The organism is Micromonospora sp. SH-82 (assembly GCF_051132485.1).
Lineage (GTDB): Bacteria > Actinomycetota > Actinomycetes > Mycobacteriales > Micromonosporaceae > Micromonospora.
Genome location: NZ_CP148049.1, coordinates 6,101,430 through 6,127,705, shown reverse-complemented (window position 1 = coordinate 6,127,705; position 26,276 = coordinate 6,101,430). Strand labels below are relative to the sequence as shown.

At 72.8% G+C, this 26,276-nt stretch carries 28 protein-coding genes, 1 tRNA gene and 1 pseudogene; 15 read left to right on the top strand and 15 right to left on the bottom strand.

What is annotated here, in order from left to right:
* Positions 1 to 70: 70 nt before the first annotated feature.
* The 4 genes from WHN02_RS26930 to WHN02_RS26915 all read right to left on the bottom strand — a co-directional run bounded on the left by WHN02_RS26930 (position 71) and on the right by WHN02_RS26915 (position 4,361).
* Positions 71 to 787 carry a response regulator gene (locus WHN02_RS26930; protein WP_434741410.1) on the bottom strand — a complete coding sequence of 239 codons (717 nt, stop codon included), beginning with the start codon at positions 785 to 787 and terminating at the stop codon, positions 71 to 73.
* Positions 757 to 2,061 (bottom strand): hypothetical protein, encoded by a 1,305-nt coding sequence (locus WHN02_RS26925; protein WP_434741409.1) that lies wholly within the window; start codon positions 2,059 to 2,061, stop codon positions 757 to 759. Before WHN02_RS26925 ends, WHN02_RS26930 begins: the two co-directional genes overlap by 31 nt.
* Positions 2,051 to 3,268, bottom strand: a complete 1,218-nt coding sequence (locus WHN02_RS26920) for a sensor histidine kinase (RefSeq protein WP_434741408.1) — start codon at positions 3,266 to 3,268, stop codon at positions 2,051 to 2,053. The genes WHN02_RS26925 and WHN02_RS26920 overlap by 11 nt, the downstream gene beginning before the upstream one ends.
* Positions 3,269 to 3,467: 199 nt before the next feature.
* Entirely contained in the window at positions 3,468 to 4,361 is an 894-nt protein-coding gene (locus WHN02_RS26915; RefSeq protein ID WP_434741407.1) for a septum formation family protein, read from the bottom strand.
* 141 nt (positions 4,362 to 4,502) lie between these two features.
* Between WHN02_RS26915 and WHN02_RS26910 the strand changes: the two genes are divergently transcribed.
* Positions 4,503 to 5,033, top strand: a complete 531-nt coding sequence (locus WHN02_RS26910; protein ID WP_434741406.1) for a hypothetical protein — start codon at positions 4,503 to 4,505, stop codon at positions 5,031 to 5,033.
* Here the strand turns inward: WHN02_RS26910 and WHN02_RS26905 are convergent.
* From WHN02_RS26905 to WHN02_RS26895, 3 genes are all read right to left on the bottom strand, one after another.
* Positions 5,026 to 5,901: a hypothetical protein gene (locus WHN02_RS26905; protein ID WP_434741405.1), complete on the bottom strand. Its 876-nt coding sequence runs from the start codon at positions 5,899 to 5,901 to the stop codon at positions 5,026 to 5,028. The two genes, WHN02_RS26910 and WHN02_RS26905, sit on opposite strands and share 8 nt — an antisense overlap.
* Positions 5,898 to 7,052 carry a WxL protein peptidoglycan domain-containing protein gene (locus WHN02_RS26900; protein WP_434741404.1) on the bottom strand — a complete coding sequence of 385 codons (1,155 nt, stop codon included), beginning with the start codon at positions 7,050 to 7,052 and terminating at the stop codon, positions 5,898 to 5,900. Before WHN02_RS26900 ends, WHN02_RS26905 begins: the two co-directional genes overlap by 4 nt.
* Before the next feature lie 90 nt (positions 7,053 to 7,142).
* The gene (locus WHN02_RS26895) at positions 7,143 to 8,684 is read right to left on the bottom strand and encodes an HtaA domain-containing protein (RefSeq protein ID WP_434741403.1); all 1,542 of its coding nucleotides are present in this window, start codon (positions 8,682 to 8,684) and stop codon (positions 7,143 to 7,145) included.
* A gap of 231 nt (positions 8,685 to 8,915) precedes the next feature.
* On the opposite strand from WHN02_RS26895, the gene WHN02_RS26890 reads away from it, so the two are divergent.
* The 8 genes from WHN02_RS26890 (at position 8,916) to WHN02_RS26855 (ending at position 15,171) form a co-directional block, all read left to right on the top strand.
* Positions 8,916 to 9,764, top strand: coding sequence for a hypothetical protein (locus WHN02_RS26890; RefSeq protein WP_434741402.1), 849 nt, complete (start codon positions 8,916 to 8,918; stop codon positions 9,762 to 9,764).
* Positions 9,761 to 10,789: a heme/hemin ABC transporter substrate-binding protein gene (locus WHN02_RS26885; protein WP_434741401.1), complete on the top strand. Its 1,029-nt coding sequence runs from the start codon at positions 9,761 to 9,763 to the stop codon at positions 10,787 to 10,789. The genes WHN02_RS26890 and WHN02_RS26885 overlap by 4 nt, the downstream gene beginning before the upstream one ends.
* Positions 10,786 to 11,886: a FecCD family ABC transporter permease gene (locus WHN02_RS26880; RefSeq protein ID WP_434741400.1), complete on the top strand. Its 1,101-nt coding sequence runs from the start codon at positions 10,786 to 10,788 to the stop codon at positions 11,884 to 11,886. Before WHN02_RS26885 ends, WHN02_RS26880 begins: the two co-directional genes overlap by 4 nt.
* On the top strand, positions 11,883 to 12,779 hold the full coding sequence (locus WHN02_RS26875; RefSeq protein WP_434741399.1) for a heme ABC transporter ATP-binding protein: 897 nt from the start codon (positions 11,883 to 11,885) through the stop codon (positions 12,777 to 12,779). Before WHN02_RS26880 ends, WHN02_RS26875 begins: the two co-directional genes overlap by 4 nt.
* Positions 12,776 to 13,459, top strand: a complete 684-nt coding sequence (locus WHN02_RS26870; protein ID WP_434741398.1) for a heme oxygenase (biliverdin-producing) — start codon at positions 12,776 to 12,778, stop codon at positions 13,457 to 13,459. Before WHN02_RS26875 ends, WHN02_RS26870 begins: the two co-directional genes overlap by 4 nt.
* Positions 13,456 to 13,764 carry a DUF2470 domain-containing protein gene (locus WHN02_RS26865; RefSeq protein WP_434741397.1) on the top strand — a complete coding sequence of 103 codons (309 nt, stop codon included), beginning with the start codon at positions 13,456 to 13,458 and terminating at the stop codon, positions 13,762 to 13,764. The genes WHN02_RS26870 and WHN02_RS26865 overlap by 4 nt, the downstream gene beginning before the upstream one ends.
* Positions 13,765 to 13,957: 193 nt before the next feature.
* A complete protein-coding gene (locus WHN02_RS26860; RefSeq protein ID WP_434741396.1) occupies positions 13,958 to 14,482 on the top strand; it encodes a DinB family protein in 525 nt (174 codons plus the stop codon).
* A gap of 56 nt (positions 14,483 to 14,538) precedes the next feature.
* Entirely contained in the window at positions 14,539 to 15,171 is a 633-nt protein-coding gene (locus WHN02_RS26855) for a hypothetical protein (RefSeq protein WP_434741395.1), read from the top strand.
* 84 nt (positions 15,172 to 15,255) lie between these two features.
* On the opposite strand, the pseudogene WHN02_RS26850 reads toward WHN02_RS26855, so the two are convergent.
* Positions 15,256 to 15,321, bottom strand: a pseudogene (locus WHN02_RS26850) (hypothetical protein); the annotation flags it as partial.
* Positions 15,322 to 15,442: 121 nt separating this feature from the next.
* Here WHN02_RS26850 and WHN02_RS26845 point away from each other — a divergent pair.
* Positions 15,443 to 16,279, top strand: a complete 837-nt coding sequence (locus tag WHN02_RS26845) for a hypothetical protein (RefSeq protein WP_434741394.1) — start codon at positions 15,443 to 15,445, stop codon at positions 16,277 to 16,279.
* Here WHN02_RS26845 and WHN02_RS26840 read toward each other — a convergent pair.
* The 6 genes from WHN02_RS26840 to WHN02_RS26815 all read right to left on the bottom strand — a co-directional run bounded on the left by WHN02_RS26840 (position 16,245) and on the right by WHN02_RS26815 (position 19,776).
* Positions 16,245 to 16,724: a DUF488 domain-containing protein gene (locus WHN02_RS26840; protein WP_434741393.1), complete on the bottom strand. Its 480-nt coding sequence runs from the start codon at positions 16,722 to 16,724 to the stop codon at positions 16,245 to 16,247. The two genes, WHN02_RS26845 and WHN02_RS26840, sit on opposite strands and share 35 nt — an antisense overlap.
* 57 nt (positions 16,725 to 16,781) lie before the next feature.
* Positions 16,782 to 16,854: transfer RNA gene (locus tag WHN02_RS26835), tRNA-Arg, on the bottom strand.
* Positions 16,855 to 16,960: 106 nt separating this feature from the next.
* Positions 16,961 to 18,001: an alpha/beta hydrolase gene (locus tag WHN02_RS26830; RefSeq protein WP_434741392.1), complete on the bottom strand. Its 1,041-nt coding sequence runs from the start codon at positions 17,999 to 18,001 to the stop codon at positions 16,961 to 16,963.
* A gap of 125 nt (positions 18,002 to 18,126) precedes the next feature.
* Complete coding sequence (locus tag WHN02_RS26825) at positions 18,127 to 18,546, bottom strand: HPF/RaiA family ribosome-associated protein (protein ID WP_434741391.1); 420 nt, start codon at positions 18,544 to 18,546, stop codon at positions 18,127 to 18,129.
* A 217-nt stretch (positions 18,547 to 18,763) separates the two neighbouring features.
* Positions 18,764 to 19,237, bottom strand: a complete 474-nt coding sequence (locus tag WHN02_RS26820; protein WP_434741390.1) for a hypothetical protein — start codon at positions 19,235 to 19,237, stop codon at positions 18,764 to 18,766.
* Entirely contained in the window at positions 19,234 to 19,776 is a 543-nt protein-coding gene (locus WHN02_RS26815; protein ID WP_434741389.1) for an RNA polymerase sigma factor, read from the bottom strand. Before WHN02_RS26815 ends, WHN02_RS26820 begins: the two co-directional genes overlap by 4 nt.
* Before the next feature lie 249 nt (positions 19,777 to 20,025).
* Between WHN02_RS26815 and ssb the strand changes: the two genes are divergently transcribed.
* The 3 genes from ssb (at position 20,026) to WHN02_RS26800 (ending at position 23,595) form a co-directional block, all read left to right on the top strand.
* On the top strand, positions 20,026 to 20,907 hold the full coding sequence (gene ssb / locus WHN02_RS26810; RefSeq protein ID WP_434744090.1) for a single-stranded DNA-binding protein: 882 nt from the start codon (positions 20,026 to 20,028) through the stop codon (positions 20,905 to 20,907).
* Between the two features lie 100 nt (positions 20,908 to 21,007).
* Positions 21,008 to 22,051 (top strand): cobalamin biosynthesis protein, encoded by a 1,044-nt coding sequence (locus tag WHN02_RS26805; RefSeq protein WP_434741388.1) that lies wholly within the window; start codon positions 21,008 to 21,010, stop codon positions 22,049 to 22,051.
* On the top strand, positions 22,048 to 23,595 hold the full coding sequence (locus tag WHN02_RS26800) for a cobyric acid synthase (protein ID WP_434741387.1): 1,548 nt from the start codon (positions 22,048 to 22,050) through the stop codon (positions 23,593 to 23,595). The genes WHN02_RS26805 and WHN02_RS26800 overlap by 4 nt, the downstream gene beginning before the upstream one ends.
* A gap of 166 nt (positions 23,596 to 23,761) precedes the next feature.
* On the opposite strand, the gene WHN02_RS26795 is transcribed toward WHN02_RS26800, so the two are convergent.
* Entirely contained in the window at positions 23,762 to 24,163 is a 402-nt protein-coding gene (locus WHN02_RS26795) for a rhodanese-like domain-containing protein (RefSeq protein ID WP_434744089.1), read from the bottom strand.
* 192 nt (positions 24,164 to 24,355) lie between these two features.
* On the opposite strand from WHN02_RS26795, the gene WHN02_RS26790 reads away from it, so the two are divergent.
* Complete coding sequence (locus WHN02_RS26790) at positions 24,356 to 24,979, top strand: uridine kinase family protein (RefSeq protein WP_434741386.1); 624 nt, start codon at positions 24,356 to 24,358, stop codon at positions 24,977 to 24,979.
* A 171-nt stretch (positions 24,980 to 25,150) separates the two neighbouring features.
* Positions 25,151 to 26,275: a M48 family metallopeptidase gene (locus tag WHN02_RS26785; RefSeq protein ID WP_434741385.1), complete on the top strand. Its 1,125-nt coding sequence runs from the start codon at positions 25,151 to 25,153 to the stop codon at positions 26,273 to 26,275.
* Position 26,276 lies beyond the last annotated feature (1 nt).

Here is a 26,276-nt window from a genome sequence, read left to right as displayed (position 1 = left end):
CGACCTCCCCCCCACCGAGGAATTCTGGCCCCGAGCCTCGCCGAACCTGCCCGGAATGTCATGACACCCGTTAGGGGGTCGGCCGGTCGTGCGCTGCGTACGACCGGTAGTTGCCGATGTCTTCCGGTCGGACGAGTCCGTCCTCGATCGCCCGGGCGAGCAGGGCCGACTTGGTGGCCGCCGGCCGTCCCGCCCGGGTGTACTTGATGCGGGCCCGGTCCACGTACTGCTTGACGGTGTGCTCGCTGATCTGCATCCGCCGCGCCACCGACCGCTTCGACATCGACTGGAACCACAACAGCAGCGCCTCCCGCTCCTTGTCGGACAGGGCGGGCCGGTCCGGCCGGGGGTCGCCGACCATCGCCCCGGCCAACGACGGTGGCACGTACGGGCGGTCGCTGGCAGCGGCGAGGACGGTGGCCACGCAGTGCTCCCGCCCCTCGTGTTTGGCGAGGAAGGCCACCGCCCCGGCGTCGAGCGCGGCGAGCATGGTCTCCGGTTCGGTGTGCTCGGAGTAGACCACCACCCGACGACCGGCCGCGCAGAGATCGGCGAGCCGGTCGAGGACCATCCGCCCGTGCAGGCGCAGGTCGAGCAGGAGCACGTCGGCGTCGGGGGCGGCCCGCAGCACCTCGTCCGGGTCGTCGCCGGTGGCCAGCACCGTCAACCGGGGCTCGGCGGCGAGCCAGGCCCGGACCCCGTCGATCACCACCGGGTGGTCGTCCACGATCGCCACCGTGACCGGACCTCCGGCGGTCATCGCCGTCGCCACCGGGTCTGTGTCCATCTGATCGTCCCGTCCCGCTCGTCGAGGTGCTCCACCTGATCGTCGTCCGGGCCCGCGGCGTCGTACGGGTCGGAGGCCGGGGGACCGGCACCGTCCAGTGTGCCAAAGTCGGCACCCGTGGTCTCCTCGTCCGGGGTGACCAGACCGACCACGACCTCGTCGGGACCGGCGACGACCGTCAACCGGGCCCACCCCCGGGCGTCGACGAGTGCGGCGGTGAGCGGTTCTGCCAGCCGACGTCGGATCCGTACCGGCAGGGCCGGGGGCACGCCGACGGTGGCCAGGTCGATCCGGACCCCGTGCCGCTCGGCCAGGTCGGCGGCGGCCCGGATCTCGTGCAGCAGCGGGTCCGGCACGTCGTCGGACTCGGCGATCAGCCGTCGGAGCCGGGCCGCCGCCAGCGCGGCCCTTCGCTGTACCCCCGGGTCACCCGGGTCGGCCCGCCCGGCGGCGAGGTCGGCGAGGACGTCCCCGGCGGTCCCGCCGACCGACCGGAGCCGGTCCCGCCGCTCCCGGAGGGCCTGCTCCGCCGCCTCCCGCTCGGCGGCGGCGGCGAGCGCGGCGGCGGCGGCCTCGGCCCGTTCCCGGGCCAGCGAGGTGATCGTCGCACTGCCGAAGGAGATCGCCAGCGGCAGCGACGCCGTGCCGTAGGCGTACATCGCGTACCGGGCGAGGTCGGCCGGTTCGGTGGCACCGTAGGCGAGCAGCGCGCCGAGGGCCACCGCCGAGTGGGCGCCGAGCAGGACGGCCAGCCCGGTCACCGGACGTCCCCAGCAGATCAGCACGAAGAACCAGCCGAGGGTGCTCCACACCCAGTTCGCCGTGGTGAACAGGTGCGTCGACCCGGCGGCGGCGAAGACCGCCACGTCGAGCGCGAGCAGCAGGACCGCCAACCGGCGTACCGGAAGGGTCCCCCCGGTCAGCAGCCGACCGGCGGCGAAGGCTCCCGCCCCGGCCGTGACCAGCCAGCCCACGCCGACCACCAGCGGTGCGGTCAGGGTGGACCAGCCGGAGAGGACGGCCGGGAGTCCGATCGCCACGTGCCACGCCGCCGCGATGGCGACTGCCACCACCCGGCCACCCCGCTCCGAGGCCCGTCCGACCCCGGCACCGGCCCGGCCCGGTCCCGCCGGATCCGACCGGTCGGGGTGGTCCGCCCCGGGCACCGGGAGGCCGGTTCGGGGCTCCGCGGGGCGGCCGACCGGGGGACGGGGTGGGCGGCGACGGGCCCCGGCGTCGGTCGGTGCCGCGATCGCGTACGGGTCAGCCGACATCGGGCCACTCCAGGCGGATCCGGGTGCCCGATCCGGGGCGGCTGTGCACCTCGACCCGGCCGCCGACCGACTCGGTGCGTCCGCGTACCGACTCGCGCAGCCCGTACCGGTGGACCGGGACCTCGGCCGGGTCGAATCCGGGGCCGTCGTCGGCGACCTCGACCACTGCTCCGACCGTGGTGCAGGTCAACGACAGGGTGGTCCGGGCGGCCGGTGCGTGTCGGGCGACGTTCGACAGCGCCGCCCAGGTGCTCGCGGTGAGCGCCTCGGCGACCTCCGGCGGCACCCGGCAGGGCGAGAGCCGGGCGGTCACCGACAGTTCGGGTAGCCGGTCGAGCAGGCCGCGTAACCGGTCGTCCAGGCCGGACGCCCGGTCGTCCCGGCCGCGTGACGGGTCGTCCCGGTCGGCCCCCGCGCCGCCCGTCGGTTCCACCGACCCGGAGAGGGTACGCAGGTCGTCCGCACACCGCTCGCGCAACGCCGGTGACCCCTGCGGGACCGCCCCGAGACCGACCATGGTGAGGGTGGCCAGGACCGTGTCGTGCAGATCCCGGTTGTGGCGACGCTCCACCTCCCGGGCGGTCCGCGCCACCACCGCCTCCCGGCGGACCCGCTGGTAGTCGCCGAAGGCCCGGTCGGCCCGGCCGATCCGTCGTCGCATCAGGGTGGCCATCATCGCCGTGCAGGTGATCTGGACCAGCAGGGTCGCCACGTGCGCCCGGGCCTCCCCGGGCTGCCCGGCCCAGGTGGCGCCGGTGGCGTACCCGGCGGTGACCAGCAGTCCGGCCGGGATCGACAGGCGGGCCGCTGTGCTGGCCTGGGCGTTGATGACCGTGGTGCTGGCCAGGACCGCCACCCAGCTGCCCTCACCGGGCAGTACCTCCGGCGCCACCAGCCAGGGGATCAGCAGGCAGGTCGCAGTGGTCAGGGTGACGTCACCGAGCACCAGCGGGCCGTCGATGCCCCGACGGAGGGCGCGTACGGCGTACCAGACCGACCATGCGGTCAGGACCACGACGACGGCCAGGAGCAGCGGCACCCGCACCGGCGGGGTACGCACCGACAGGGCCACCGCCGCACCCGCCAGCCCGCAGGTCAGCCGGAGCAGGGCGGGCAGGGTGGTGAAGATCAGGTTCAGCGCGCCCCCGGCCGGGGAGTCGAGCGCCGGTGACGGGGCGGGCGCGGGTGGCACGGATGCGGCCGACATCGGGGCGTCCTTCGGTGGCAAACGACCCGATCCGGGTACGCAAATGCAGATCGACGTCGGAGAGTAGCACGGGGGGTTGCTCCTGATTACCCACCGTACGTGACTGTTTCGCCCCTGGAAACACCGACACCGGCGACACCGACCCCGGCGATCCTCGGCGGTGGCGACACCGGGTTGCCTGCTTCCGGTCGACGCCGGATCAGTTGACCGGGAGTACCGCCGTGCCACCCGCCCGGATCGAGTCGCTCAACGGGCGACCCCCCGACCAGTAGAAGCAACGCACTCCCCGGTCCCCCCGCGACCAGGCCTCCCTCGACGGTAACCGGAACGCCGACCCCGTGCGGTACCGCAGCCGCTCGTCCACCGGCACCCCGGCGTACTCGGCGATCATCTCCCGGCATCGGGCGTGCAGGGCCTCCTCGTCGTCGGCCGCCCTGGTCCACTGTCGCTCCGAGGTGGTCCAGGTGCCGACGTACTCGAACCGGTGCGGCCCGGCGCAGGGCTCGGGGCGCAGCCGGGACCCCTCGTCCTCGTCGAAACAGGTGAGCCGCAACGGCGAGTCGCGCGACAGCACCGACCGGAGGGTGCCGGAGTGCTGGACCGCCCGGTCGCTGGCCCCGTTCGGCCCCGCGACCTCGTCGAGGACGAACAGGTCGCAGCGGAACCAGCGGCTGCCACCCGCCCACCCCCGGGGCGACGGCGGAGTGACCTGGACCGACAACCGGCTGTCCCGCCAGTCGCCGCCGACGAACTCCCCGGCCCTGCGGTCACACTCGGTGAAGGCGGGTCGCATCTGCGCCGATCCGACCCGGGGCGGGACCGCCCGACCCGCCGGTTCCCCGGTGAAGGTGCCGACGTGGAAGGTCTCCACCAGGTGCGCCAGGGCGCAGTCGACCGGCCGGTAGGTGCTCAGGTGTCCGAGCGGTTCGGCGTCGGGATGGCACTCCCCGGCCCGGGGGGTGAACGGCTGCGCCGTGCCGAGCGAACCCCAGCCGTCGGTCAGGTCCCGGTCCAGGTCACCGGCGACACCACAACCCGCGAGAAGCACCGCCACCAGCACCACCGACGCGACGGAGGCGAGCAGTCGTCGCATGTGGACCCCCGAAATCACCCGCGAAGAAGCCGGCGCAGCATACGACACCGGACCCGTGTCGTCGTACGGGTGGCCGAACGGCCCACCCGCTCCGACGGTTTGCCGGACCGACGGATCGGGCATTTGTCCACGATGGACTCCGTGGGGGTGTCGAACGAGGTCCGGTTCCGTCGATCGCGCCGACGGGTCGTCGTCAGCCTCCTGCTGTTCCTCCTGGGCACCTGGGGCCTGACCGTCCTGCTCCTGGCTGTGGTGTTCGGTGCCGACTGGACGGGTTCGCTGTTCTACCTGGCCGCACTGCTGGGGATCACCGTCGCCGGTCGGCGACAACTGTGCGGGTCCGCCGGGCTGCCCCTGGTGCTCGACGGCAGGGGCCTACGGCTGACCGGGCACGGCGGTGAGCCGGTCGCCGTCGACTGGACCGATCTGGCCGAGGTACGGGTGCGGGGACGGCTCGACCGGAAGCTTGTCGTCGAACTCACCGAGAACGGCAGTACCCGGCCGGAGAGCAGCAGGTGGCAGTGGCCCCGGGTGAGCCGGGGCAGCTCCACCCGGGTCCAGCTGACGGTGCCGTTGCTGGGGGTCAGCCCCGGTGTCGGCCGGCTGCGTCGGGAGTTGGCGGCCCGACACGAAGCCGCCCGTCAGGTGGCCGCCGACGAGCAGGTCACCTGATCCGTGAGGCGCGGGCGGGCTCGGCGGGGGCGGGACCGGGTGCGGGGCGGCGGCGGAGTCGGGCGACCAGCGGGAGCAGCAGGAGCCCGACGACAGCGAGCAGGCCCCACGGGTGTCGGGTGTCCTCCACGGCGAAGACCAGGGGTGGACCGGGTGGCTCGATCCGGCCGTGTACCTCGTACCGCCCGAGGGTGGCGACGTCGACCGGCACCGTGAACGAGTAGTCGCGGGTCTGTCCCGCCGCGACGGTGCCGAGCGCCGGGGCCGCGACGATCGTACGGACCCGGTCGGGGGGACCGACGAGCAGCGAGAACGGGGGGTCGACGACGTCGGCCGGGCCCGGATTGTGCAGGCGCAGCTGCACCGTCAGCTTCCCGGGCAGGCCAAACCAGCCACCGAGACCCGACCGGTCGGCGGCGTCCAGGGCGACCAGGTTCAGCTCCCCGGGGCGGGTCTCGGCAGCGACGGCGGGCGCGGTGACCCCGGTCAGTGGCAGGTCCAGGGTGGCGGCGGCGGTGCCGGTCGGGGTACGGGCCCGCAGCAGGCAGGGGCAGGCCACCGGTGGGGCGGTCAGCACCATGGGCAGGGTGGTGGTGCCCGACACGGGTACCTGCCCGGGGGTGGCTCCGTCGGCGGCGCAGTCCAGGGCACCCCGGCGGCCGGCGTTGCCGCAGACCTCCACCTGGACCGTGCCGGCGGGCCAGCCGCTCAGGGTGACCAGTACCTGGTCTCCGACCCGGAGGGTGCCCGCTGGCAGCAGGATGCGGGGCTCGGTGGCCGTACCCGGGGAGGGGTCTGCGGAGGATGCGGGGGCGGGTGCCGGCGCGGCCAGGACCAGCGCGGCCAGCAGGGCGGCGATCCGGCTCACGCGCCGCCGCCACCCGACGGTCGGTCACCCGAGGCGGTGGGGCCGGAGTCGGCGGTGGGGCCGGTGGTCGGACCCGGGGTGGTCCTCGCGCGGCGGCGGCGCCACCACCGCACCCCGAACCAGCCCAGCAGGGCGGCGACCAGGGCCAGCAGCAGCCACGGGGGTGCCCAGACGGCCGCCGCCCGCAGCACCGGGGGCAGGGGATCGTCGACTGTGGTCGCCCTGACGTCCACCTCGGCGGTGAGTCGCAGGGCCGGGGGTACGCCGGTGATCCGCTCGGTCACCGTGAAGGTCGCCCCGGGAAGCAGCTCCGGCAGTTCGACGGGGTCGGTGCGAGCCAGCTCCCAGCCGAAGGGTCCGGCCAGGGTGACGGCCCCGGTGCCGGCGACCCGGATGTTGCCGCTGTTGCGCAGCGTGTACGTGACCACGGCGTCGCCCCCACCGAGGGGGTTGATCGGGTTGTCGTAGGCGACGGTGACCGACTCGACGGTGACGGCCGGCTGTACCTCTCCGGCCACCCGCAGGTAGATCCGGGCGGCGAGGCGCTGGTCGACGAGGACCCGCTGCCCGTCCTGCGTGGTGCGGGCCTGGGCGATGGACCCGATCACCCCGCCGGCGTGGTCACCCGGGGTGGCGTTGGCGGGCACCGTCAGCCGGAAGGGGATGTCGGCCCGCCTGCCCGGCTCCACGGTCCAGCGCCGCTGCTCGAACTGCACCCAGGAGCCCACGTCGGTGGCGGTCTGGGCGGCGGGGAGCAGGGCGAATGCACCGTCGGTGGTGGTGTAGGCGTCGGTGCCGTACACCTCGAAGGCCAGCGGCCGGTCGCTGAGGTTGCTGACCCCGACGTGGTCGGTCAGGGTGTCGCCGGGGGAGAGGTCGTAGATGAAGTAGTTCCGCCCGGTGGGTCCCTTCGCGCTGGAGGGCTGCACCGCCCAGCGGGCACCGGCCGAGGCGTCGGGGGCCGGTGCGGAGGTGCTCCCGGAGGGGCTCGGGGCGGGGGCGGCGAGGGCCGCGCCCGGCCCGGCCATGGGAGCCAGGAGCAGGAGCCCGAGCAGGGCGACCGCGGTACGGGACCGGGCGGCCCGGGGTGCGGCGACCCGCTGCACCGGCGGTGCGGCGAGACTCCGGGACAGGGCGGTACGCAGGGACATTGCCGGGCTCCGGGAGAAAGGGTGGCAGGAGGGAGGTACGGGCCGGTGGGACGGGGGAGGACCCCCCGCCCCACCGGTGACCCGCCTGACTCAGGAGAGGGTCAGGGTGAGGGTCGCGCTGTAGTCACCGGCCGCAGCGGAGGCCGGGACCCCGAGGTTGAGCTGGGCACCACAGGTGAAGGTGCCGTTGCTCGCCCCGGTGGCGGAGGTGCACAGGGCACGGGCCCCGCCGAGGCCCGCACCGGGGTTGGCGGGGGCACCGGGGGTGACCACACCGGAGGTACCGGCGAGGGGGTCCTGCACGGCGGCCGCACTCGGCACCCAGCCGAGGTTGTCCGCCGCGATGGTCCCGCCACCGGTGGAGGAGAAGTCGGAGACCTGACCCACCAGGCTCCAACCGGCGTTGGTGCCCCGCAGGTCCGAGACGGTCGCCTCGTTCAGGGCGCCGCTGGCCACCTCACCGTTGCTGACCGCCGGCAGGGCCACTGTCGAACCGGCCACCCCGAGGGTCAGCGGGCCGCCCTTGACGGTGGCGGTGATCTGCTGGTCGGTGTCGCCACCACCCGGATTACCGGGGTCCGGGTCGCCGCCGCCGGGGGTGGCGAAGGTGACCGGGGTGAAGGTGTCCTGGCTCCGGTCGGGCGAGCCGTGCGCGGCGAAGGTGACGACGTAGCACTGGACCTTGGTGCAGTCCACGGTGTCGCCGTTGCCGTCGGTGTAGACGGCGACGATCGGCAGGGTGGTCCGGAAGGTGCCGTCGGCGTTGAGCCGGTCCCGGGCCTCGGTGGGCTGGTTGGTCCGGCTGACCCACTTGACCGGCTTGAGGACGGCCGAGTTCAGCCAGTGGTTGTCGACCTTCGGGCCGAAGGCGGCGTAGACCCCGAAGCCGTTGTTGCCGACGGGGTCGAACCCGCTGCCCTCGACGGTGATGGTCGCCCCGGCCGGGTCCACCCCGGTGGCCGGGGAGACGCTGACCGCCGGTCCGGCCGGCTCCTCGCCGCCGCCGTCGTTCCCGCCGTCACCAGAGGTGCTGAAGGTGAAGGAGACGGGGTCCAGCGAGTCGCCGGCGGCGTAGAACCCGTTGAAGGCCGAGGCCCCCTCGGTGGTCAGGACCGCCGCGAGGTTGCTGCCGGTGACCGTCCCCGAGCCCCCGGGGGTGCCCGTGAGGGTGGCCACTGTGGCCTGGGTCACCGACACCGGCTCGGCGGCCGTCGTGGTGAGGTCCACATCGGCCTTCAGGGAGGTGGCTCCACCGTCGACGACAACCGTCGGGTTGGCCAGCTTGATGGTGAAGAAGTGCCCCGGGTACGAGAAGGTGACGGCCCCGCCGTACTGGGCGCTGGCCGCACCGGTGGCGGAGTCGTGGGTGCCGCCCTTCGACGGGAAGGTGAACGTCCCGTTGGAGTTGATGGTGGCACCGTTGCTGGCCGCGATCGGCGGATTCCCGTTGCCGGTGTTGACGTACGCGCGGAACGACGCCTTGAAACCCCAGGTCAGGCTACCTGCGGTGATGTCGGCGGGAGCTGCCGAGGCGGGGCTGGCGGCCACGAGTGCGGCAGATGCGCCGAGTGCGGCGACGGCCGCGAAGCGCATCGACAGGTGCCAAGCGCTACCGGCTCTGGATCGGACCATGCTCAATCCCTTCGTGGAACCTACTACGGACAGTGCATGAGGTTAGGCAAACCTAACCCTCTTTGCATCCGTCCGGCGGGTCGAAGATCTTGATCCGAAGAACCCCTTGTGAACAGCGGATCTGTCATTTAGGTTAGGCAAACCTTAGCTACGGTCGGTGGAGCAGCCGACCGTTATCGTCACGTGGGGAGCCTGATGCGAGCAGTGCGTAGCGCCATCCTGACCGCAGCCTTGGTTACTCTGAGTGTTCTCGTTGCCGGGCAACCCGCACATGCCGGCACCGCGCGCGGAGCCGAAGGGCAGACCCTCACCGCGACGCCGAGCACCGGCGTCGCCCGGACCGGGACCACCGTCACCGTCACCGGCAGCGGGTACGACACCACCAAGGGCGTCTACGTGGCGTTCTGTGTGGACAACGGGGCCGGGAAGACCCCCGCCCCCTGCGGGGGAGGGGCCGACACCAGCGGCAGCCTCGGCGCCTCACACTGGATCTCGTCGAACCCGCCCAGCTACGCCGAGGGACTGGCGAAGCCGTACGGCCCCGGCGGCTCCTTCAGGCTGACCCTGAAGGTCACCCCCACCATCGGTGACGTCGACTGCACCACCGGCCGGTGCGTGGTGGCCACCCGGGCGGACCACACCCGCCCCGCCGACCGTAGCCAGGACGTCCGGGTGCCCGTCACCTTCGCCGCCGCTCCCGCCCCCAGCCGTAGCACCGCCCCGGCGAACCCGGCCCCCGCGAACCCCGCCCCCGCCGGGAGCACCGGCGGCGCTGGTGTCACCACCGGAGGCTCCAGCACCACCACCGGCGGCGGCGCCCCGGCCGCCACCGCCCCGGCCGCCGCAGCCCCCACCCCCACCGTCGCCGCCGGGGCAGACCCGACCGGCCCCGCCGGTACGCCCGCAGCCGAGGCGGCCCCCGGCAACCCGGTCGCCCCCGACGCCACCCAGCCGCAGGTCACCCGGGTCAGCGCCGCCACCGAGATCAACCGATGGTGGCTGGTCGCTCCGGTGGTGCCGATCCTGCTGATCACCGCCCTGGCCGGGGCGCGTCGACGCCGGCGGCGGGTGACCCGGTGACCCGACGTGCCCTCGGACCGGTCGTCCTGCTGCTGACCGGCCTGCTCGTCGGCTGCTCCGCGCCCGCCGGGGGGACCGCCTCCGGAACGGCACCGCCCGTCGACTGTGGTCCGGTCACCGCCACCCTGACCGACACCGACGTCACAGCCCTCGACCCACCGCCCACACCCACCCTGCCGGCCACCGTCACCTCCGCCGACGGGCGCACCGTCACGGTCACCGACACCAGCCGGATCCTCCCGGTCAACATGTACGGGTCGATCGCCGAGATCGTGTTCAGCCTCGGCCTCGGCGGAAACGTCGTCGGGCGGGACACCTCCACCACCTTCCCGGCCGCAGCCGGCCTGCCGGTGGTCACCCCGGCCGGGCACGACCTCGCCGCCGAGGCGGTCCTCGCCCTCGACCCGACAGTGGTCCTCGCCGACGACAGCATCGGGCCACCCGAGGTGCTCAACCAGCTGCGTACCGCCGGGATCCCGGTCGTCCTGATCGAGTCCGAGCAGACCCTCGCGGCCGTACCCGCGCACGTGCGGGCGGTGGCGGCGGCGCTCGGGGTGGCCCCCGCCGGGGAGGATCTGGTCGCCCGGGTCGAGGCGGACCTCGCCGAGGCCAGACGCGGCGTCCCGCAGGGCGCGGCGGCCCCCCGGATCGCCTTCCTCTACCTGCGCGGCACCGCCGGGGTCTACCTGATCGGCGGGAAGGGCGCCGGCTCCGACGCGATGATCGAGGCCGCCGGTGGGGTGGACGCGGGCACCGCCATCGGGCTGGCCAAGTTCCGACCCCTCACCAGTGAAGGCCTGATCAACGCGGCACCCGACGTGCTGCTGGTGATGAGCAGCGGACTGGCCTCCGTCGGCGGGGTCGACGGCCTGCTGAAGCTCCCCGGTGTCGGCCAGACCCCCGCCGGGGAGAACCGCCGGATCATCGACATGGACGACGGGGTCCTGCTCACCTTCGGCACCCGCTCCGGCAAGGTCGTCCAGGCCCTCTCCGACGCGGTGCACTCCTGCGGAGCGACGTCGTGACCGATGTGGACACCCGTCCCGGCGCGACGACACCGGTGACCGCCGCCCCGAGCGGCGGTCACCGGGCCGCGACAGGTCGGCTGCTGCTCGTCGGGCTCGGCATCGCCCTGGTGCTCGTCGCCCTGGTGGCCGCCGGTCGGGGACAGGTGCAGACCTCCCCGGCCGAGGTGCTCGGCTCGATCCTGCACCGACTCGGGCTGGAGTGGGGCGCGCTGCCCGCCGCCCCGCAGGGGGAGAACGCCCTCTGGGTCGTCCGGTTCCCCCGGGTCGTCCTCGCCGCCGTGGTCGGTGCCGCGCTCGGTTGCGCCGGGGCCGTCATGCAGGGAGTGTTCGGCAACCCGCTGGCCGAACCCGGGGTGATCGGGGTCTCCGCCGGGGCCGCCGTCGGCGCGGCCCTGGCCATCGTCACCGGCGTCACCGTCCTCGGCGGGTGGACCGTCCCGGCGGCCGCCTTCGCCGGTGGGCTCGTCACCACCTACCTCGTCTACCTGCTGGCCCGCTCGAACGGCCGGACCGAGGTGGTGACCCTGGTCCTGACCGGTGTGGCGGTCAACGCCGTCGCCGGGGCGGTGATCGGGCTGCTCATGTTCGTGGCCGACGAGTCCGGGGTGCAGGCCATCGCCTTCTGGAACCTCGGCAGCCTCGCCCAGGCGAACTGGTCGGCGGTCACCCTGGCCACCCCCTGCCTGCTGGTCGGCCTCGCCGCCGCCCTCGTCGACGCCCGGCGGCTCGACCTGCTCGCTCTCGGCGAACGCTCCGCCCGCCACCTCGGGGTGGACGTGGAACGGCTCCGGATCCGCATGATCGTGGTGACCGCGCTGCTCGGTGCCGCCGCCGTCGCCTTCACCGGCATCATCAGCTTCATCGGCCTGGTGGTGCCACACCTGGTACGCATGGTCGCCGGTCCCGGCCACCGGGTGCTCCTGCCGGCCAGCGCCCTCGGCGGAGCGATAGTGGTGATCGTCGCCGACCTGGCCGCCCGGACCCTCGTCGAACACCAGGAACTCCCGCTCGGGGTGCTCACCGCGGTCGTCGGCGGGCCGGCCTTCTTCTGGCTGCTGCGTCGCACCCGCGACCGGGCCGGTGGTTGGCGATGACCTCCCGACAGTCGACCGCTCCCACCCGCAACCGCCGAGGGCGACTCCGTGCCCTGGGCCGCCGACAGGCGCTGCGGGTACCCGGACCGGTGCCCCCCGGAACCACCCGGATCGAGGCCGCCGGGCTGCGTGTCGAACGCGCCGGCCGACCGGTCCTGGACCAGGTCGACCTTCAGGTCCGCGCCGGTGAACTACACGCCCTGGTCGGCCCCAACGGCGCCGGGAAATCCACTCTGCTCGCCGCGATCAGTGGTGACCTACCCGTCGCGGGCGGCACCATCGAGGTGGACGGTCGGGCCCAGGCCGACTGGTCGCCGGTGGAGTTGGCGATGCGTCGGGCGGTCTTGACCCAGAGCAGCACCCTGAGCTTCCCCTTCGTGGTCGAGGAGGTGGTACGGATGGGACGCGCCCCGTGGACCGGGCGTCCCGAGGAGGAGCACGACGACGCCGTGGTGGCCGAGACGATGGCCCGCTGCGACATCGCCCGGTTCGCCGCCCGGACGTACCCGTCGCTCTCCGGCGGGGAGCAGGCCCGCGCCGCCCTGGCCCGGGTCCTCGCCCAACAGGCGTCGGTGCTGCTGCTCGACGAGCCCACCGCCGCCCTGGACCTGCACCACCAGGAGTTGGTGATGCGGATCGCCCGGGACCGCGCCGACGCCGGGGACGCCGTCGTCGTCGTCCTGCACGACCTGGCCCTGGCCGCCGCGTACGCGGACCTGGTCACCCTGCTCGCCGACGGTCGGATCCGGGCCGCCGGCCCACCGGCCGAGGTGCTCACCGCACCCCTGCTGACCGAGGTGTACCGGCACGACATCGAGGTCGTGCCCCACCCGCGCACCAACCTTCCGCTGGTCGTCCCCCGCCGCCAGCCTCACCCATTGGAGAACCGATGAGTACGACCGACGTCCCGTTCTCGGCCCGGCTGCGCGCCGCCACCCAGGAGGCGCACCAGGACGCCGAGTCCCAGCGGTACGTCTCCGCACTGGTGTCCGGGGACCTCGACCTGGCCGGCTACACCGACCTGGTGGTGCAGCACCACACCATCTACGCCGCCCTGGAGTCCGTCGGCGACCAGTTGCGCGACGACCCGCTGGCCGGTCCCTTCGTCGACGAGGCGCTGACCCGGCTCCCCGCACTCGTCGCCGACCTGGAGCACCTCGTCGGCGACGACTGGCCCACCCGGACCACCCCCACCCCGGCCACGGTGGAGTACGCCGACCGGATCCGCGAGGTCTGCGCCGACTCGCCCGAGCGTTTCATCGCCCACCACTACACCCGGTACCTCGGTGACCTCTCCGGAGGAATCCACATCGGACGTTCTGTTGCCCGAGCCTACGGACTGACAGACGATGAGGGGGTAGCGTTCTACCGGTTCGACCGGATCCCCCGCCCGAAGGTGTACAAGGACGCCTACCGGGCCCGGTTGGACGCGTTGCCGCTGAGCGAGCCCGCCGAGGCCGCCCTGCTGGAGGAGGTGCTCGTGGCGTACCGGCACAACACGGCGGTCTTCGCCGACCTGGCCCGGCACGTACCCGCCGACCGCGCCGTCGAGGACACGGAGGCGGCGGCGTGACCGGCCAGCCGTTCGGTCCCGAGGTGGTCGCGGCGGTCAGTCGGCACATGAACGACGACCACGCCGAGGACTCACTGCTGATCGCCCGTACCCTCGGCGGCTGTCCGAACGCGACCCGGGCCCGGGCCACCGGACTGGACGCCGAGGGGATGGACTTCGCGGTCACCGTCGACGACATCGAGGTGCCGGTCCGGGTCCCCTTCGCCCACCGGCTCACCGAGCGGGCCGAGATCCGCCACGAGGTGGTCCGGATGTACCGGGAGGCCTGCGCCCAGCTCGGCATCGAACCCCGCGACGCCGACTGACCCTATGTGTCGCCCCTGACGCGACGTGTCGCCCCTGACCTGATGTGTCGCCGCTGCCGCGACGTGTCGCGGCTGATGGAGATCTTGGAGCTGAGTGGCCCCTCCGGGGGCCACCTGCCTCCGGGTTCCTCGGGGCGGTCGTCGGGTGTCGGGGGACGGTGGGACGGTCGGGGCTTCGCTAGGCTCACCGGACATGGCGAACCCGATCGATCCGGCGGACGTGTTCACGCTGGATCCGCACGTCACCCTGACCGCCGACGAGCGGACCCAGCTGACCGCCTTCCTCGACGCCCACCGTCGGCTGCTCAACCAGTGCCTCGACGGGCTCACCGAGGAGGAGGCCCGCCGACGCCTGGTCCCGTCCCGGACGACCCTGCTCGGGCTGGTCAAGCACGTCACGTACGTCGAACGGGTCTGGTTCGGCGAGGCGGTGACCGGTGTGTCCCGGGTCCGGATGGGGCTTCCCGCGAAGGTCGACGACTCCTACCTGTTCGACGACACCGACACCATCGCCGACGTCCGGGAGGCCCACCGGGCGGCCTGCGCCTCCTCCGTGGCGGTCCTGGCCGACCTGGACCTCGACGACGTCGTCACCGGGCACCGGTTCGGCCCGATGGCCGTCCGGTGGATCCTGCACCACGTCCTGCGGGAGCTCGCCCACCACTGCGGACACGCCGACATCCTGCGGGAACAGATCATCGCCGCCCGATCGAGCTGACCCGACACCCTTGGACGAGGGTGCTACGGTGCCGCCGGTACCAGGGAGGAGTCAACGTGCAGAAGAAGCATCTCGGTCTCCTGGCCGCCGTGGTCGCGGTGACCGCCGTCTTCGCCGTCGTCGGGACGGTCGGCGGCGAATACCTGGCAGACCGCCTCGGATCACGCTCCGTCGAGTCCACCGGCGACCCGAGCCTGACCGGCTCGGAAACCCCCGACGCCGACCCTGCCGAGTCGTCGTCCCCCCGCCCGGTTGAGTCCCCGACCCCGGTGTCGCGTACCCCCGAGGCCGACATCCCGCCGGGGGACCTCGCCAACGGGACGTACCGGATCGGCCGGGTGATGTACGACCAGTCCGCGCTGACCGTCACCCTGGTCAGCGCGGAGGTCGTCGACGGTCGGCTCCGGCTGAACCTGACCTACCGCAACAACTCGGCGTCGTCCTGGCCGGTCAGCTGCCCGACCGCCGAGATCGACCTGACCTCCTCGGAGGTCACCCTCTCCGACGGGCGGGCCGTGCACCCCGTGGACACCTGGTGCATCAAGGAACGCGCGGGGGAGTTCTTCAGCATCGCGGCGGGCCGGGAGGTGAGCACCTGGGCGATCTACCCGACGGTCCCGGAGCACACCGAGTCCTTCGACGTCACCTGGTACGACTTCCCCACCCTGAAAGCCGTCCAACTCCGCTGACCGACTGTTCGGGCCTACTTCTCGCCTGCGACGTAGACCCCGCGTCCGGGTTGACACCACGACCAGGCCCCGGTCGTGCAGGAGTGAGACCGCCCGGTACGCGGTGGCCACGCTGACGGAGAACCGGTCGGCGAGCTCACTCGCGTCCATCCATTTCAGACCTCGGGCGGCGCTGCAACCTCGTGTTCGGAGCGAGTCCATGAGAATCTGATTCCTCTTGTAGTCGCTCGACTACTTGCGGTGTTCGCAGCTGGGGGTTGATGTGTCGCAGATGTCCTTCTTCGGTCCGGGGAGCGGTGACTTCGACGCTGCATCGAAGCCGACAGGCGACCGCATCATCCGCTTGAAGATCCTGATCACCGTGAAGGCGGCGCCGAATCCCTCCGAGAAGTACGGTGAGACAGTCTGCGTGGCAGGTCTTCGGACTGACGTACTGACTACCTCGTGGATCCGGCTGTATCCGATCAACTTCAGGCACCTGGACAGTGACGAGGCGTTCCGGAAGTACGACATCGTGTCGATCGACGTCAAGCCCACACGGCAGGACCACCGGCGCGAGAGCTGGAAGCCGGTCATGGATACCATCCGCAGAGAGCGTTACCTCGACGGCTGGCGACCCCGACAACCGTTGCTTGATCCGGCCGTTGAGGATTCGATGTGTCGTCTCAATCGCGAAGCGCGGGAACGTTCGGATGCGCAGTCGCTAGCCCTCGTGCGACCAAAGGAGGTACGGTCTTTGATCATCACGCCGCATCCCGGATGGACGATCGACGAACAGCGAAAGATCGACGCGTACGCCTCCCAGCCGGATCTCTTCAGTAGCCGCAGCAGATCGCCGTTGCAGGCCCCACGTTTCAAGGCGGCGTATCACTACCTGTGTCACGAGCCGCGTTGCAACGGACACAAGCAGCATGTCATCGATTGGGAGTTGATCGCGTGCCAGCGTCGGCTCAAAGGTTGCTCGGATGCTGACCTGCGAGCCGCGCTCGAAAGCAAGTTCATGGGTGAGATGTGCCCACCGAACCGCAACGTCGCCTTTTATGTGGGAAACCAGGCCAAGCGCGCTCACGTCTTCAGCGTGTTGGGGGTGTACTGGCCCAGACGGTAGCCGACCGGTCCTTGAGGGCACGCATCACGACGTGACGGTGGCATCGGCTCTCGTCCGCCTCGAAACAGAGCAGAGCGACCAACTCGTCCTGCGCCGCGCTGGCGAGCTCGTCAAGGGCAGCTATGGACTCGGGGCGGTCGAGCAGATCGGCGTACGCCTGGCGTGCAGATTCGAGTTCCGCGGGAGTTCCTGCGAAACCGGGACGGTTCTCCTTAGGGTTTCCGAGTTCGCGCAAGTGTTCGTATCGAATGCCTCGCTCGTTCAGTGCCTGGCTGATCGCGGACTTGCTGAAGCCACGTTTGCGTGAGAGCGGCATCAGCCGGACATCCACCAGCCGATTGACACCCAAGCTCACCAGGCCTGTGACGAACTCGCCGATGGATCGTCCTTCGTACCCGACACCCAGAACGCCGGTTCGGTCACCTACGGCTGCTATGGCGCTCATCGGGACACCCTCTCAGGCTCAGGCTCAGGTTCGGCTGGCGCAGCTGGCTATTGGGGGCGCGCCCGGCAGGATTCGAACCTGCGGCCTTGGGATTAGAAGTCCCCTGCTCTATCCGCTGAGCTACGGGCGCCCGCTGTGTGTCGCGCCAAGAGGGTACCGCCGTCCCCCGGGCGGTGGGTGGAACGGGGGCGGCCCCCGATCGGGACGGCGGGTCGCCGCCGGGGTGGCGGGTCCGTTCAGCCGTCCCGAGGGGTGATCTCGGCGGGGTCGGTGTCCTCCGACGGGGTGCGGGCGGCCGGTACCGCCGGGTTGCCCGTCGTGGTGGTGGGGCCGGTGTCGAGGAACCCCTCGGCCCAGCGGCCGACCTCGGCGAAGACCTGCTCACGGACGGGTGGGCCGGAGAGGGTCAGGTCGTGCAGGGCGCCGTCGAAGCGGACCACTGTGACGTGTCGGCCGAGGCGGGGGGCCCACCGGACCATGTGCTCGACGTCCAGGACGGTGTCGGCGAGGGCTGCCGAGTCGTTCCAGCGTAGGCCCCGGTAGCTGCGGCTGGAGCAGGCCAGCAGGACGGGCACCGGGATGGCCAGGCCCTTGCGCAGTCGCCGCTGGGCGGTACGGACGGCGTCCAGCCACCCCAGTCTGACCGGGAATCCGCGCAGCGGCTTCCAGGCCAGGTCGTAGCGCCACTCGCCCCGGTGGTCGGCGTGCAGGCTCTCGCCGTACACGGTGCCGAGGGTGAGGGGGAGGACACGGTGCGGCGAGCGGCGGCCCAGGTGGGCGACGGCCGCCGCGAGGGGTCGACGGACCAGCCAGGGGGCGTTGAGGTCGAAGAAGGGGCTGTTCAGGACGAGACCGTCGATCAGGCCCGCGTCACGTCGGGCGTGCGCCCACAGGGAGAGGATCAGCCCGCCGGTGGAGTGGCCCATGGCAAGGATCGTCGAGTGCCCGTCCTCGTCGCGGACGATCTTCGCGGCGGCGTCCAGCTCGGGGAAGTAGTCGGCGAGGTGCCGGCAGAAGTTCGGGGTCTGGTGGGGGAGCAGGCTCCGGCCGTACTTGCGCAGGTCGAGGGCGTAGAAGTCCCAACCCCGGGCGACGAAGAAGTCGGCGACGTGGGTCTGGAAGAAGTAGTCGACGAAGCCGTGCACGTAGAGGACGGCGCGGCTGGTCGGGCGGTCGGCCCGGCGGCGGACCAGGGTGGCGACCACCGGCCCCTCGTCGTCGGTGCCCAGGTCGATCGTGTGCCGCTCGTACGGCGGTCCCAACACGTCCGGTTCCACGACCGTGACGGTACGCCCGTGGTCGTACCCGGCGGTAGCCCTCGTGGTCGTCGCCACCCGCGACGCCTCGCCCCCGGCGACCGGGGGAACCGGTGCCGGGGGCGAGGAACCACCGCTGGTACGCCTCAGACGGTCTCCGCCTGGGCGCGGGGCTGGTCGACCTCGGGCAGGTCGACCGGCTCGGCCACGACCGGGACGTCCCGCAGGTGCTTGTTGTTGCGGGGCTCCTGACGGGTCTTGGAGTCGTTGAGCTTGCGACGCAGGTCGTCGCGGACGTCGTTGAGGGCGGCCCGCAGGTCGATCTCGCTGGAGGTGGTGACGATCTTCTGCCGACCGGCGATCCAGCACTCCAGGGTGACCCGCTGCCCCCGGGCCTCCCGGTCCTTCACCGACACCTCCAGCTCGGTGGCGTCGGCGTGGAAGGTGGCCAGACGCGTGTCGAGGGTGCCGAACTGCTCGGCGATCCACTCCCGGTCACCCTGCGAGAATCCGGCACCGACCCGCAGGCACTCGGCCACGGTCGCCGGGTTCGCCACGGCGCTCATCGGCGCACCCCACCCTCGTTGCGGACGGAGCCGGTCGTACGGGGTCGGCAGAAAGTCATCTTCCGTGGCCCTTCTGATCGGACGGGCCGCCCCGGAGGGCGGCGGGCCGTCGTTGGTGCTCGGTTGTCGGATCCAGTACCCAGGGTCGGTCCGTCCGGAAACGTCCACCCGACGCCCGGTCGGGCGAAGCGGCGAATCAGTCGGGCGAAGCGGCGAATCAGTCGGGCGGGGTGGCTTCGAGCCGGCGGGCGTGGTCCAGGAGCCGCCTGCGGTGTGCCCTGGCCCGGACCAGCGCCACGGCGGCGGCGGCCACGAGGACCGTCCCCACCCCGACGGCGGTCAGCACCGCCGCCGTCCCGGCCTGGGTGGCGGCCACCGCCACGGTGGCTCCGCCGACCGACACGCTCGCGGTCAGCGCGAGACCGGCGGCGATGACCCGGTCGGCGGCGAAGAGCGGCCGCCGGGCCAGCGCCCACCCGGCGACGCCGGCCCAGGCCAGGCCGAGGAGTATCACCGCGCCGAAGGCCAGTCGGGTACGCACCGGCAGCGGACCCGGTTCGGTGACCCAGAGCGCGCCCACCAGGACTGCCATGGCGAGGCCGCCGAGACCGGCGACGACGTGGCCGATCCGTCGGGTCAGACTCACGTCCCGCAGGACGTCCTGCGGGGTGTATCCGGGACGATCGGTCATGACTGGTATCCCTTCTCGACGAGGTTCTCGCGCAGCATCCGGCGGGCGCGGTGCAGCCGGGACTTGGCAGTGCCCGGGGGCACCTGTAACACCTGGGCACAGTCGGCGAGCGGGAAGTCGAGCAGGTAGAACAGGACGAGGACGTCCCGTTCCCGGGGCGGCAGCCCCGCCAGCCCCTCGTCCACCTCCCGCCGGTCAAGGACCGTCGACACCTCGTCCGGTACGGCTTCGAACGTTGTCTCGTCGGCCTCGACCTCGGCCCGGCCGTACCGGTCGCGGAGGTGGTCGAGCACCGTACGCCGGGCGATGGTGAACAGCCAGGGGGCGAACCGTTCCGGCTCTCGGAGCCGGGGCAGCGCCTTCAACACCGCAGCCCAGGCCTCCTGGCTGACGTCGTCGGTCGCCCCCGGACGGCCGAGTAGTCGGTGCACGTACCGCCAGAGGGGTTCGTGCCACCGGTCGACCAACTCGCCCAGCGACCCTCGGTCACCGAGCTGTGCGCGTACGACGAGCAGCGCGTCACTGGTGTCCTGCCGCACATCGTCTCCCCTCGACTCGATCCGTCATGTTCGAACAGTCGTCGAGGAGGCGGCCGAGGTTCACGGTCGACGGACCCCGCTCCGACCAGCGGATCCGTGGCGGCTAGCAGAACGATCCATGATCAGGGGGTTTTCCACAGGGCGGTCCGTCGTCCACAGGTCGAGGTCGGCGTGGTGGTGGCACCCGGTCCCAGCGGCCAGTCTCGGCCCTGAGTCGACTCGTCCTGACCGTCCTTCCGTGGAGAGATGATGAACGACACCCATGTAACGATCATCGGTAACGTCCTGACGGCCCCGCAGTGGCGGCGTACGGCCCAGAGCGGCACCCTGGTCGCCAACTTCAAGGTCGCCTCGACCGCCCGCCGACTCGACAAGGAGAGTGGACGCTGGGTCGACGGCAACAGCCTGCGTGTCCGGGTCAACTGCTGGCGCAAGCTGGCCGAGGGGGTGGCCGCCTCGGTGATGGTCGGCGACCCGGTGGTGGTGGCCGGGCGGCTCTACACCCGGGACTGGACCGACGAGGCCGGCAACCACCGCACGCTCTACGAGTTGGAGGCCGTGGCGGTCGGCCACGACCTGGCCCGGGGTCGGAGCCGGTTCGTCCGTAACCGGCCGACCATGACCACCAGCTCGGTGGCGGATGCCGAGACGGAGAACCGGGTGCACGGCGAACCGACCCGACCGGTGCCGGACGAGCAGGCCCCGACGACCCTCGACGACCGTCCGTACGACGACGAGTTCGAGCTGCCAAGCCTGGCCGGGGTCGGCCGTGGTCCGTCGCCGCTGGACCTGCCGCCGCGTCCCGACTTCGGGCGGTCCCGAGTCGCCCTCGACCCGGCGGAGGAGGACCTCTCCCCGGTCGGCCCCGACGATGACGACGAGGACCTCGACGACAGCGACCACCTCTCCGGGACCGAGCAGGCCGACGCGGATTCGATCATCGCCGCGATCGCCGAGGCCCGACCCGTCGCCGGGTTGTCGGACGCGGACCTGACGCCCTCGGAGCAGTCGGACGTCGGGCAGTCGGACCTCGGGCGGTCGAGCGTCGGGCAGTCGGCCGGTGAGCAGCAGGAGACACCCGCTGCCGAGGGCAGCCGACGCAGGCGGTCCCGGGCGACGGCTCGCGCCTGACCGGGCGGTGACCGTCGTCGCCCCCGGGGTGTGGTGGCGATGACGAGCCCGCCGGGTGGTGGTGTCACCCGGTTAGGCTGCGGGCCGGAGGGGGTGCGGGGTGCGGCAGCAGTTGGCGGTGGCGACGACGGTGGGCCTGGCGGCCGGGTACGCCCTGGACGCACTGGTCGGTGATCCGCAACGGTGGCATCCGGTGGCCGGGTTCGGCCTGGCCGCCGCCGCCCTCGAACGGCGCACCTACCGACCGGATGCGACGGCCGGTGCGGTGTTCACGGGTCTGGCGGTGGCGGGTCCGGTCCTGCTCGGGACGGCGGCCACCGTGCTCACCCGGAACCGGCCGGTGGCTCGGGCGGTGCTGGTCACCGCCGGTACCTGGACAGTGCTCGGCGGCCGCACCCTGCGCCGGGAGTCGGCGGTGATGAGAAAGGCCCTGCGCCGGGGTGACCTGCCCGCCGCCCGCAACCGGTTGGGGCACCTCTGCGGCCGGGATCCCGCCCTGCTCGACGAGGCCGAACTCGCGAGGGCCACCGTCGAGTCGGTCGCCGAGAACACCTCCGACGCCGTCGTCGCCCCGCTGTTCTGGGGAGCGGTCGCCGGGCTGCCCGGTCTGCTCGGTTACCGGGCGGCGAACACGCTCGACGCGATGGTAGGGCACCGATCACCGCGCTACGCCCGGTTCGGCACCCCGGCGGCCCGCCTCGACGACCTGCTCAACCTGGCCCCTGCTCGGCTGACCGGGCTGCTGACCGTGGCGGTCGCCCCGGTGGCCCACGGCGACCGGGGCCGGGCCTGGCGGGTGTGGCGGCGGGACCGTAACGACCATCCCAGCCCCAACGCCGGTCAGTGCGAGGCGGCGATGGCCGGGGCGCTCGGTGTCCGGCTGGGTGGCCGCAACGTGTACTCCGGCCGGACCGAGGCCCGCCCGTTCCTCGGTGACGGGCCCCGCCCCGAGGCACGGCACCTGAAGCGGGCCGCCCGGATCTCCGGTGCGGTCGGCCTCGCCGCTCTCGGGGCGGCCGCCCTCTATCCGGTCACCGTCGGCCGGGCGGTCACCGCCCTCGGCCGGTACGCCTGGACCCGGTCCGCCCCACGCCGGACCGGCTGGTCCGACAGCCTGCGGCGCGGGCCCGGTCGACGCGGGTGAGCGGCGGGCTGCTCGTCGCCGGCACCACCTCCGACGCGGGCAAGAGCGTGGTGACCGCCGGGATCTGCCGGTGGCTGCACCGGCGTGGGGTGAAGGTGGCCCCCTTCAAGGCGCAGAACATGTCGAACAACTCGGCGGTCGTGGTCGGGGCCGACGGGTCCGGTGGCGAGATCGGGCGGGCGCAGGCGATGCAGGCCGCCGCCTGCGGGGTCGCCCCGGACCTGCGGTTCAACCCGGTGCTGCTCAAACCCGGCACTGACCTGGCCAGTCAGGTGGTGCTGCTGGGTGAGGCCGTCGACATCGTCACCGCCGACAACTTCGGAAGCCTCCGGCCCCGGCTCGCCGAGACCGCCTGGGCGGCCCTGGACGAGCTGCGGACCGCGTACGACGTGGTGATCTGCGAGGGGGCCGGGAGCCCCGCGGAGATCAACCTCCGGGCCGGGGACTACGTGAACATGGGGTTGGCCCGGCACGCCGGCCTGCCCACCGTCGTGGTGGGCGACATCGACCGGGGTGGCGTCTTCGCCGCCATGTTCGGCACTGTCGCGTTGCTCGAACCGGCCGACCAGGCGCTCGTCGCCGGATTCGTGATCAACAAGTTCCGGGGCGATCTCGGGCTGCTCCAGCCGGGGCTGGACATGCTGCACCGGGTCACCGGCCGTCCCACGTACGGTGTGCTCCCCTGGCACCTGGACCTCTGGTTGGACGCCGAGGACTCCCTCGCCTACGGCCGGGTGCTCGGACGGCCCGCCGCCCCCCGTGGCACCGAGTGGCTGGACGTCGCGGTGGTCCGGCTGCCCCGGATCAGCAACGCCACCGACGTCGAAGCCCTCGCCACCGAGCCCGGGGTACGCGCCCGGCTCACGGTGGAACCGGCCGAGTTGGCCGACGCCGACCTGGTCGTCCTGCCCGGCTCCAAGTCCACAGTCGCCGACTTGGCCTGGCTCCGGCAGACCGGCCTCGCCGACGCTGTCCACGCCCACGTGGCGGCCGGTCGACCCCTGCTCGGCATCTGCGGCGGCTTCCAAATGCTCGGCGACGCCCTCCACGATCCGGTGGAGAGCCGGCAGGGCAGCGTGCCGGGGCTGGGACTGCTCCCCGTCGAGGTCACCTTCGATCCGGTGAAGACCGTCCGCCGCTCGGTCGGCACCGCCGACGCCGACCCTGGCGTCCCCGTCCACGGCTACGAGATCCACCACGGCCGCGTCACCGCCGCCGACCCGGCGCTACCACCCCTGCTCAGGTACGCCGACGGCACCGGCGAGGGAGCGGTACGCGGCCCCGTGTCGGGCACCCACTGGCACGGCGCCTTCGAGTCCGACGAGTTCCGCCGCCGGTTCCTCGTCGACGTCGCCCGGCAGGCGGGCCGCACCGGCTTCCGCCCCGCCCCGGACACCTCCTTCGCCGCCGTCCGGGAACGTTCCCTGGACCTGCTCGGCGACCTGGTGGAGGAACACCTCGACACCACAGCGCTCTGGCAGCTCATCGAGTCCGGCCCACCGGCCGACCGCCCCTTCGTCGCCCCCGGCGCCCCACCCCTCTGACCTCCGCCTTCGGCCCTGCCGACGACGCCGTCGAGGCTTCGCCCTTTCGCGAGGATCTTGGTGGATTCTGGCCCCTCCAGGGGCCGATTCCTCCCGAGATCTGTCGGGCCGCTGCTCCGCGAGGTGGTGAGGTCTGGCGGTCAGGGGTGGTGGGGTCGAGGGTGGGTCAGTAGCGGATGTCGGCGGGGTTGTCGGAGAGGGGCAGCCCGGCGGCGAGCCAGCCCTGTACCCCGCCGATCATGTCGGTCGCCCGGTGCAGGCCGAGGGCGCGGAGCCCGGCGGCGGCCAGGCTGGAGCTGTAACCCTGGCGGCAGACCGTGATGATCATGCGGTCGTACCCGGTGGCCTCGGGGATCCGCCAGGCGCTGGCCGGGTCGAGCCGCCACTCCAGCACAGTCCGGTCGACAACGATCGCGCCGGGGAGGTTCCCCTGTGCGCGCCGCTGTCCGTCGGTCCGGGTGTCGATCAGGAGCGCACCGGCCCGGACCGCCTCGACGGCCTGGTGCGGAGTGAGCCGGCGCATCCCGGCACGGGCCTGTTCCAGCAGGGCGTCCACGCCCGGACTCATCACGTCATGCGGCACCACTCGATGATGCCGCTCCCGGCCCTGTCGCAGGTCGGGAACAGCCCGCTCAGCTCCCGCGATCACGCGAACGGGGACGCGATCACGTGAACGGGGACCGGTACGTCGGTGGCACCGACAGATCTTGGAAGACCCGGTACCGCTCCGGGGGTCGACGCAGGCCCTACCGTTGCAGAGGTGACGGTGGCCGTGGTCGAGGCGTACGCCGATCTGGCGCAGCGGGTGCTGGCCGGGCCGGCGCGGTTGGGGCGTACCCGACTGGTGGCGGTGGACGGGCCGAGCGGCGCGGGCAAGAGCGTGTTCACGGCGCGGCTCGCGGAGGCCCTGACCCCGCTCCTCGGCGACGACCGGCCGCCGGTGGTGCACACCGACGACCTGCTCGACGGCTGGGACGACCAGGTGACCTTCTGGCCTCGACTGGAGGCGACGGTGCTGGCGCCTCTGCGGGCGGGCCGACCGGGGGAGTACCGCCGGTACAGCTGGGTGCGCCGGGAGTTCCTGCCCCGGCCGGTGCCGGTGCCGGTGGCACCGGTGCTGCTGGTCGAGGGGGTCAGCGCGGCGCGGCGCGTCGTCGCGCCGGAGGTGACCCTCGCCGTCTTCGTCACCGCACCGGCCGGGCTCCGGTCGACCCGGGCGGTGGCTCGGGACGGCCCGGGGATCCTGCCCGAGCTGCGGGCCTGGCATGCGGGGGAGGCGGCGCACTTCGCCGGGGACCGTATCGAGCAGCGGGCCGACCTGGTGGTCGACGGGGCACCGGGGTTCCCCCACGACCTCCGGCGGTACTACGTCCGTCGCCGGTGACCGGCGGCCCGTGCCCGTCGTCGGGGTGACCTGCGCAGCGGGTGGTGGCGCGGTCCGGGCGGGGCCGCCGAATGGACGCTGTGGCCCAGGTAGGGCACGATGCGGTACAAGGACGGCCGCGCCGGTCCGCCGGGGTGAGCCACAGCCACCGATCGAGCGGGGGAGTCCACAATGGCACCCGGAGACGCGCCGGCGCGACGCCGGATCGCACTGACCGGAATCAGCTCACGAGCCTGGGAGCACCCGGCCGACCGGGGTGCCCTGGTCGCGCTGCGGGAGCTGCGTGGCTTCGACGACGTGGTCAAGTCGTTCTTCGGGGTGTGGAACGAACGCGGGTTCCGGTTGTCGTACCTGGCCACCGGGATCCGGGTGGACCACAGGCAGTTCCCCGAAGTGCACCAGCGGTACGCCGAGGCGGCCGCCGCACTGGACGTACCGGAGCTGCCCGAGCTGTTCGTGACCCAGTCGCCGTGGCTGAACGCGGAGGCGATCGGGCTGGAACGGCCGTTCATCGTGGTCAGCTCGGCCTGTGTGCAGCAGCTCGACCCCGACGAACTGCGGTGCCTGCTCGGTCACGAGCTGGGACACGTGGGCAGCGGGCACGCCGTCTACAAGACGATCCTGGCGATCCTCACCCGGTGGGCGGCCAACCTGAACTGGCTGCCGGTGGGGGCGGTGGCGCTCCGGGCGATCATGGCGGCGATGCTGGAGTGGTGGCGTCGGGCGGAGCTCTCCGCCGACCGGGCCGGTCTGCTCGCCGGACAGGATCCGGCCGCCGCGCTGCGGTTGCTGATGAAGCTCGCCGGGGGTGGTGACCTGTCCCAGATCGACACCACCGCGTTCCTTGAGCAGGCCGCCGAGTACGAGGGCGGTGGCGACCTGCGCGACAGCCTGCACAAGCTGCGGATGACGGCGGGGAGCACCCATCCGGTGCCGGTGGCCCGGGCGGCGCAGCTGCGGCAGTGGGTCGACTCCGGGGCGTACGGGCGGGTGTTGGCCGGGGAGTACCCGCGCCGGGCCGACGACTCCACGGCCCGGGTCTCGGAGGAGATCAAGGCGGCGGCGCAGGCGTACCGGGAGGAGTTCGCCCGCTCGACGGACCCACTCGTCGGTCTGCTGCGACGGGTCGGTGAGGGCGCCGACGACCTGGGGTCGTGGGTGGGTGGCGCGGCCGACCGGGCGCGATCCTGGCGGGACGCGGCGACTGCGGCCACCGACGCGCAGCGGTCCGGCGGGTGGCCGGGGGACGGCCGTAACGGCTCCGGCGGGGAGGGATCGCAGCGGCCGACCGGGTGAG